Consider the following 1,569-nt stretch of genomic DNA (forward strand, 5'->3'; position numbering starts at 1 on the left):
GCCATTTTTAACATACAATGAAAGGCCCAAAAAATTGACTAAACTTATAAGTATTTGTTAAACTATTAATTAACCATTTTATAATTTTTAAAATCATTAGTTAATAAGTAAACTTTATGAATGATACTAACTTGAACTTATCTAACAAAGTTAATAAAACACTCAAAGACATAGTAAAAGAAAATGAAAATTTAAGCAAAGAATTGTCTTTAATTAAAAGTAAACTTAAAACTAAAAATACTAAACCCAAATCCACTCCTATAAGATTCTATCTAAATGAAAAGACAATAAAACTTGTAAAACGCTGCATCACAAAACTTCAATCTATAGACCCAATTTCTGGATGGTTCGTATACATATTATCAATAACTGGTTGTAGAGGAGTAGAGATACAAAATGTCAAACTTGCTGATATATCACAAGAAAAAAGCAATAATGATGAGGTATTTTATAGTTTACGTGTAAATGTTGCGAAGAAGCGAAGTAATATTTGCATCAGAGAAGTAGTAATTAGTGAAAATGAATATAAATCTATTATGAGAGTACATCATGATTATTTTACATCTAAAGACAAAGATTCAAGGCGTACTTATCTATTTCAAAAAAGCAAAAATAAATTTAGAGACAATAAAATTAATATAAATAAAATTGCAATTCAGTTTAAATCAATACTCAAATCAGCTGGATTTAAGCACCGTAAATCGCTACATATATGTAGAAATATATTTATTGCAACACTTAAAAGTAAAGGATACAACTCATTTGAAATTAAAGAATTAATGAAATATGCATCAACAACTGAAATAGATAATGTTTATGGACTTTCAAAAGCAAGTAAATTAAAAGCATATCATGATATTAAAGATGGTTTTAAATAATATTGTATATTTCATGTATTACTATAATAAAAATAACAAAAAGAATAGTAACTTCTCTTTGTTAGAATTTTTTATTTTAGAAATAAAGGTTAAAAATAGGTTAAAGGTAATTCAACACATAGCTATTATATAATTCAACTTAACAAAAATCAAGATTTAACATAATAAATAAGCATAAAAAAAAAGGCATATAGCCTTTTAATAATAAATACCAATAATGGAGATAACAAATATATTTTGGGAATTCATATTTTTCTAAATATACGCTTAGATTTAAGATGATATTCTTGTCCTCTATCTTTAAGAAAAAGAGGATCATATAAAACTTCTGTATTATTTGTTGCCATAAAATGGGACCCAATATTATTCTTTATTTTAACTTCACTTATCTCAAATTCATCCTTTAAACATTTATAAGATTTATTCTCAACACGAACATCTCTTTTAACACCAAAGAAACTTAAGATTTTACATGGATTTAAAATATAACAATTAATCCCCATATAACCTAATCTAACAAATTGATAATAATTATTATTAATATCATTAAAGTCAAATTTGTTCTTTGTAAGTGATGATATGTAATAATGCAAAGATAAAAAGTAACAACCCCAACGTCTAATCTCTTCAACAAATCTTTTATCATTTTGTTGTAATTTCATATATCATTTAACCTCCTATATAATCCAAA

2 protein-coding genes are annotated in these 1,569 nt (G+C 23.9%); one reads left to right on the forward strand and one right to left on the reverse strand.

What is annotated here, in order from left to right:
• The first annotated feature begins 116 nt into the window (after nt 1–116).
• Nucleotides 117–878: a tyrosine-type recombinase/integrase gene (locus U880_RS0100095; RefSeq protein WP_024654293.1), complete on the forward strand. Its 762-nt coding sequence runs from the start codon at nt 117–119 to the stop codon at nt 876–878.
• Between the two features lie 245 nt (nt 879–1,123).
• On the opposite strand, the gene U880_RS0100105 is transcribed toward U880_RS0100095, so the two are convergent.
• On the reverse strand, nt 1,124–1,540 hold the full coding sequence (locus U880_RS0100105) for a DUF261 domain-containing protein (protein ID WP_024654294.1): 417 nt from the start codon (nt 1,538–1,540) through the stop codon (nt 1,124–1,126).
• Nucleotides 1,541–1,569 lie beyond the last annotated feature (29 nt).

The sequence above is a fragment of the Borrelia hispanica CRI genome, assembly GCF_000500065.1.
Classification (GTDB): domain Bacteria; phylum Spirochaetota; class Spirochaetia; order Borreliales; family Borreliaceae; genus Borrelia; species Borrelia hispanica.